This is a genomic window from Pandoraea sp. (genome assembly GCF_041919235.1).
Taxonomy (GTDB): domain Bacteria; phylum Pseudomonadota; class Gammaproteobacteria; order Burkholderiales; family Burkholderiaceae; genus Pandoraea.
This window is the reverse complement of the sequence record NZ_JAYRUC010000005.1, coordinates 232,721-239,282: the sequence shown is the minus strand read 5'-3', so window position 1 is coordinate 239,282 and position 6,562 is coordinate 232,721. Positions and strand designations below refer to the sequence as shown.

Genomic DNA, 6,562 nt, shown 5'->3' with positions numbered 1-6,562 from the left:
CCCGGCCGCGAAGACCGATCCGACCTCACCGATTGCGGGCATGCCGATTCTCGAGGCTTACAAGGCCAAGACGATCATCGTCAACAAGCGTTCGATGGCGGCGGGTTACGCCGGGCTGGATAACGACCTGTTCTATCTCGACAAGACCATGATGGTGTTCGGCGACGCGAAGAAGGTCATCGAAGAGATGGTCAAGGCCGTTGACTAAGGCGACGCGGTTGCTTCAACCGTGAGGCGGGGCCAAGCGGGGCTGCAAGAGGCAGCCCCGCGCTACAATGCGCGCTTCTCATTCCCCGCTGGAACCGCGCCATGACGCTCGGAATTGTCGCCGCTCTCCATGAAGAAATCGCCGATCTGCTCGCCGAGATGGCCACTGGAGCGCACGTCGAGCACATTGGCATGCGCGACTACCACGTAGGCAAGTTGCATGGACACGATTGCGTCGTCGTGCTCGCGCGTGTCGGCAAGGTCGCGGCGGCCGCCACCACGGCCGCGCTGATACACCGGTTCGATGTCGACGAACTCGTCTTCACTGGCGTAGCGGGCGGGCTTGCCCATGGGCTGGCGGTCGGCGATATCGTCGTGGCCGACACACTCGTGCAACACGACATGGACGCCAGCCCCCTCTTTCCCCGCTTCGAAATCCCGCTGCTGCGACGCGACACACTCGACACCGCGCCCTCGCTGCGCGACGCCCTCGCAGAGGCTGCGCGCGGCTGGCTCGACGATGAGATGGCGACGCAAGTCCCTGCGGCGCTGCGCGCCGAATTGCAGATGACCACACCGCGCGTGCACGTCGGGCAGATCGCGAGCGGCGATCGGTTCGTCTCCAGCGCGCACGAGGTCGGCCGTTTGCGCGATGCGTTGCCGCAAACCCTCGCCGTCGAGATGGAGGGCGCCGCCGTAGCCCAGGTATGTCACGAGTACGGCATCCCGTTCGCCGTGATGCGCACGCTCTCCGACACCGCCGACGACACCGCGCATGTCGACTTCCCACGCTTTCTCCGCGATGTGGCCAGCCACTACTCGCACGGTGTGCTTCGCCGCTTCCTGACAGAGCGCGAAAGACACGCATAAGCGTGGGGCGCGCCGCCGCAGGCGCGACGATTCGCCCATCTCGAAACCCGCGTTGCCTTCGCGGGCAATTCGTCTCCCCTCCCCGTTTAGACAATTCCCGCGAGCGATCTCGACATCCTTCGCCGGATACCTTCTGGACAATGCCACTTCTTACATTGTCCGGAGGAGACTTTCGGTGAACGTAGAGAATCATCATGTCGGGCCATCCGCGGGGGCACAACTGAGTGCGCCTGCACTGGCACCAATCTATCGGTCACTCTGCTGGAGCGATGTCGTCCAGATCAGAGCCCTCGACCCCAAATGCAATCCGACGAAGGCCGCAATCACGCTTGCCGCCGAGCATCCCGAGAGTGTGTTCGGACCGGAAATCGACACCTACGTCGGCAAGACGGTCATCGGCGAGCCGGCGCGTAACGCGCAACAGCGTCTGGCGCTGCGCAGACTCGCCGTCCTGGAAGATCATGAGGTGACGGTCGACCTGCTCAGGGATGCGGGCTTGCCGGATGCCATCGCGCTCGATCTCGTGCATCGACTGGTCGCACGCCCGACGGGCTGGTCGCTCTACGAACGGATCGTGACGACACCGAATCTCAACGCCTGGGCGCGATCCGTGCTCGAGCGGGAGGACGACGTACACGTTGCCGACGATATCCTGACGCTGCGCGTCCTACAGGCCTTTGGCCACGACATCGCCGTGCCGTGGTCGCTCGATCTCACCAACAAGTGGGTGTACTTCTACAACGTATCGTCAAGCGACACCCGCAGTCTCACACAACTGCTCAATATAGCGACGATGGATCGACCGGACTGCAGCGCCCTGCGCGAGTCGTGCCGCAAGGCCTACCAAGCCGTGGCATACACCCACTTCGGCGCAGGCGGACAACTCTGGCCGCACTGGGAAGTCCGAGACGACCTCTGGGAGATTTATCCGGACCCCCGTGGCGACACATTCCGTGACGATATCGTGTCCGACAACGCCATCACGTGCGAGACGGAGCGATGGCTCAGGAACGTCACGCCCGTCGGATTTGTCGACATTGCAGGACATACGCCGCGCACCGGCCCCGATTACGATAGCGACCTTTCCGACCCGGACAACCTGACGGGCGCCCCGGAACGCGCGCCCATCACGCCAAGCGAGTTGCGTGAGCGCCTCGCCAGATTGACCTCCGGGCGACGCGCGGCGGGCCGAGACTCACCGTCTGAGCCAGCCGATGCCGCGCCGATCCGGCGTGCCCCCTGGTCGGCCGCCGACCGATAGCCCCACCGCGCGTCTCCCGCGAAAAGCAAAAGACCGGCCTTAGCCGGTCTTTCTTGCCTCGAGGCGCAACCGCTCGCTTACGATTGCGGCGTGCCCTGCTCGCCCTTGTCTTCGTTCTCGCTACGCTTGCGCACCGAACCGGCGATCAGGTCGAAGCGGAACAAGCGGCACTCCAACGCCCCGTTGTAGAGCGGCGTGCGACGCGACTCGCGCAGACGCATCTGGCCCGGCAAACTCATGTCGGCCGTCAGCAGATAGGCGCTCCAGCCCGTGAAGCGTTGCTTGAGGGCATCGCCGAATGCGCGGAAAAACGCCGCATCGACGCCGTCGGGCTGATTGCGCTGGAACGTTGCGCCGCGATTGCCCTGCACGTCCGGCGAAAGGTCGCCGTCGTCGGCGTCGCGCGACGCACGACGTCCGCGCACTTCGATACGCTCGCCGTAAGGCGGATTCGCGACGATGATGCCGGGACGATCGACTGGCGGCGACATATCGCGCGCGTCGACCTGCTTGAGGCCGATGTCGCCCACGCCCGCACGCTCCAGATTGGCACGCGCCTTGGCCAGCATGTCACCCGAGATGTCGCTGCCGAAAATCGTCGCGGGCACACCCCGCACGCGCGCGTCGCGCTGTGCCTCCGTCGCCTGCACCTTGAGGGCTTGCCACGCGGTGATGTCGTACCCCTTGAGCTTCTCGAAACCGAAACGACGCCCCGCGCCCGCCGGCACGCCCAGCGCGATCTGCGCGGCTTCCGCGAGAAACGTGCCGCTGCCGCACATCGGGTCGTACAGCACCATGTCGGCGGCGGTATCGGTGCGCCAGCCCGTCAGGCGCAGAATGCCGGCCGCCAGATTCTCGCGCAGCGGGGCCGCGCCCTTGTCCAGACGCCACCCGCGCTTGAACAATGCTTCGCCGGAGGTATCGAGATAGAGGGTGGCATCGGTGGCCGTCAGGAACGCGAACACGCGCACGTCAGGCTGCGAGGTATCGATGTTCGGTCGCGCGCCGGTCTTCTCGCGCAGGCGGTCGCACACGGCGTCCTTGATCCGGAGCGTGACGAATTCGAGGCTACGCACCGGCGCCTTGATACCCGTGACGTCCACACGCAGCGTCTGCGCGGACGAGAACCATTCCTCCCAGCGCTGCACGAGTGCGAAGGCATAAATATCCTGCTCGGTCCGGTAGCCCTGCTGGGCAACGCGCAGCAGCACACGGCTCGCGATACGCGAATGCAGGTTGGCGGCCATGCCGGCGGCCCACGGTCCGGCAAAATGCACGCCACCGGGCACCTGCTTGCCGACCGACACCGGCGCCAGTCGCCCCAGCTCGGCCAGTTCGGCGGCAAGCGCCTCTTCCAGTCCGCGAGGACAGGGCGCGAAGAATTCAAAGGAAGCCATTTCGATGCGTACGACCGGCACGCGAAGTGCCGGCGGAGGGAATAAACCGCTATTGTACGCGTGCCGGCCCCGACGACGGCAGCGGCACACCGCCCGGGCAGGCGGCGAGTTTGTGCAGCAGCGTCTCGACGATGTCGCCGGGCGATTCACGGATATCGATCACCAGCGCGTCGTGCGGCTCTTCGAGCGTGTCGAACTGGCTTTGCAGCAGCGCAGGGTCGAAGAAGTGCCCCGCGCGCGACGCCAAGCGCTCGCCGATGACCTCGGGGGCCCCCTTCAAATAGACGAACACGACATCGCCATCGTGCTCGCCAAGCACATCGCGGTAGCGCGAGCGCAGCGCCGAGCACGCAAACACATGATGACGCCCGGCCACACGGCGCGCGACGATCGCCTCGCGAATCGCGGCGAGCCAGGGGGCGCGATCGTGATCGTTGAGCGCCTCGCCGCGCCGCATCTTTTCGATGTTCGCGGCACTGTGAAACGAATCCGCGTCGGAAAACCCGCAGCCCAGACGGTCGGCAAGCATTTGCCCGACCGTGCTCTTGCCGCTGCCCGATACGCCCATTACCACGACGATCATGGCTCGTCTCCTTGTAGCCTGCTGACAAACGTCAGCGTGTGACCGATGTTGCGCGCCCTGAATCGCCACGTCACACCACCGTTGCGAGGCCGAGGGTGAGCAGCAGCGCCACGACCGAAATGATCGTCTCGCAAACCGTCCAGGTCTTGAAGGTCTGCGGCACGGTCATGTTGAAGTACTCCTTGACCAGCCAGAAGCCGCCGTCGTTGACGTGCGACAGAATCAGCGACCCCGCGCCCGTGGCCAGCACCATCAGTTCCGGCTTGACCGTGGCTCCTGCTGCCGCCGCGATCGGGGCGACGATGCCGCACGCCGTGGTCATCGCCACCGTGGCCGAGCCCGTCGCGATACGGATCAGCACCGCCACGAGCCAACCCAGCAGCAGCGGCGAGAGGTTTGCATGCGTGGCCACATCGACGATCGCCTTCGATACCCCGCTGTCCATCAGGATACGCCCGAATCCGCCGCCGGCGCCCACCACCAGCGTGATCGTGGCGATCGGCGCCAGACACTCGTTGGTGAACTTCAGAATCTGGTCGCGATTGAAGCCGCGCTGCTTGCCGAACGTGAAGAAGCTCACGAGCGTGGCGATGAGCAACGCCATCACCGAGTTGCCGATCAGGCGAAGGAAATCGTTGGCGAACGTGTTCGGCGTGAAGAATACGTCGGCCCAGCTCCCGATGAGCATCAGAATGACCGGCAGCAGAATCGTGAACAAGGTAATGCCGAAGCCCGGCAACTCGTTCAACTGACGGTCCTTCTCAACGAATTGCGCGAGCAGCGGATTATCCGGATTCGGCACCACGTAACGCGACATGAGCTTCGCAAAGAGCGGCCCGGCAATCGCCGCCGTCGGAATGCCGACGATCAACGCGTACATGATGGTGTGCCCGATATCCGCGTTATAGGCGGTCACCGCCAGCAACGCGGCCGGGTGCGGCGGAATCAGGCCGTGCACGACCGACAGACCTGCCACCATCGGAATGCCCACGAGCACCATCGACGTGCCGGTACGCTTCGCAACGTTGAACGCAATCGGAATCAGCAGCACGAAGCCGACTTCGAAGAACACCGGCAGGCCCACGATGAACGCAATCACGACCATCGCCCAGTGCACATTCTTCTCACCGAAGAAACCGATGAGCGTGCGCGCAATGCGCTCGGCCCCGCCCGACTCGGCCATCATCTTGCCGAGCATCGTGCCAAGCCCCACCACGAGCGCAATATGCCCCAGCGTGTTGCCCACGCCGGTCTCGAATGCCTTGACGATCCCGCCCATCGGCATGCCCACCGCCAACCCGAGCACGAGCGAGACGACGATCAACGTGATGAACGGATTCAGTTTGAAACGCGCGATCAGCACAATCAGCGCGATTACCGCGACAAGCGCGTACACCAGCAGCAAGTTGCCTTGCACCGCGACCATGGGGGGTCTCCTCGTTTGGCTAGATGGGCGAATGCCCGAAGGGCTTGCGCCCGATTATTGGAATTCTGTTATTCGATGAAACCGGCGTTGCCTCGCCTCTGAATTGCTCAACTGCTCGACTGCTCAACTGCTCAACTGCTCAACCGTTCAACGGCTCACTCGCTTAGCGGCTCAGCGGCGCGGCAATGCGCTCGCCGATTGCGCCAGCCGAGTGATGCCGTCCCAGTCCTTCGCGTCGACGAGCGCCCTGGGGGTCAACCACGAACCGCCCACGCACACCACGTTCGGCTGCGCGAGATACGACGGCGCCGACGCCGCGCTGATGCCGCCCGTCGGACAGAAACGCACTTGGCGAAACGGTCCGTACAACGCCTTGAGCATTGGTACGCCCCCCGACGGCTCGGCCGGGAAGAACTTCACCGTTTCGTAGCCGTCGGCGAGCGCCGCGAGAATGTCGGACGGGGTCACCACGCCCGGCAACAGCGGCAGCCCCGCCGCCTTGGCCGCCGCGCCCAGCGCGCTCGTGTAGCCCGGCGAGACGCCGAAGCGCGCGCCGGCGGCGACGGCCTGCGCCATTTCTTGCGGGTGCGTGAGCGTGCCCACACCGACAATCAGTTCGTCGGACAGCCCGGCCACGTGGCGAATGACGTCCATCGCCGCCGGTGTGCGCAGCGTGATTTCCAGAACCCGCACGCCCCCCGCGAGCAGCGCGCGAGAAACCTGTTCGCCCTGCTCGACGTTATCGAACTGGAGCACCGGGACCACGGGCCCCGCACGCACGATGTCATTGATGTCCATTACGTTTTCCTTGAATGCCG

7 protein-coding genes are annotated in these 6,562 nt (G+C 64.8%); 3 read left to right on the top strand and 4 right to left on the bottom strand.

Features of this window, described 5'->3' with window-relative positions; genetic code table 11:
• The 3 genes from ACE3UG_RS06020 to ACE3UG_RS06010 form a co-directional block, all read left to right on the top strand.
• Positions 1-208: NAD(P)(+) transhydrogenase (Re/Si-specific) subunit beta (locus ACE3UG_RS06020; RefSeq protein WP_374620988.1), on the top strand; the 208-nt coding region annotated here is incomplete at its 5' end.
• Between the two features lie 101 nt (positions 209-309).
• Positions 310-1,077, top strand: coding sequence for a 5'-methylthioadenosine/adenosylhomocysteine nucleosidase (locus ACE3UG_RS06015; RefSeq protein WP_374620985.1), 768 nt, complete (start codon positions 310-312; stop codon positions 1,075-1,077).
• A 175-nt stretch (positions 1,078-1,252) separates the two neighbouring features.
• Entirely contained in the window at positions 1,253-2,338 is a 1,086-nt protein-coding gene (locus ACE3UG_RS06010; RefSeq protein WP_374620983.1) for a hypothetical protein, read from the top strand.
• A gap of 77 nt (positions 2,339-2,415) precedes the next feature.
• Here ACE3UG_RS06010 and ACE3UG_RS06005 read toward each other — a convergent pair whose 3' ends face one another.
• The 4 genes from ACE3UG_RS06005 to eda form a co-directional block, all read right to left on the bottom strand.
• Positions 2,416-3,735, bottom strand: coding sequence for a class I SAM-dependent RNA methyltransferase (locus tag ACE3UG_RS06005; protein ID WP_374620980.1), 1,320 nt, complete (start codon positions 3,733-3,735; stop codon positions 2,416-2,418).
• 49 nt (positions 3,736-3,784) lie between these two features.
• A complete protein-coding gene (locus ACE3UG_RS06000; RefSeq protein ID WP_374620977.1) occupies positions 3,785-4,318 on the bottom strand; it encodes a gluconokinase in 534 nt (177 codons plus the stop codon).
• Between the two features lie 70 nt (positions 4,319-4,388).
• Positions 4,389-5,744: a GntP family permease gene (locus tag ACE3UG_RS05995; protein WP_374620973.1), complete on the bottom strand. Its 1,356-nt coding sequence runs from the start codon at positions 5,742-5,744 to the stop codon at positions 4,389-4,391.
• A 171-nt stretch (positions 5,745-5,915) separates the two neighbouring features.
• Positions 5,916-6,542, bottom strand: coding sequence for a bifunctional 4-hydroxy-2-oxoglutarate aldolase/2-dehydro-3-deoxy-phosphogluconate aldolase (gene eda / locus ACE3UG_RS05990; RefSeq protein ID WP_374620970.1), 627 nt, complete (start codon positions 6,540-6,542; stop codon positions 5,916-5,918).
• Between the last annotated feature and the right edge of the window lie 20 nt (positions 6,543-6,562).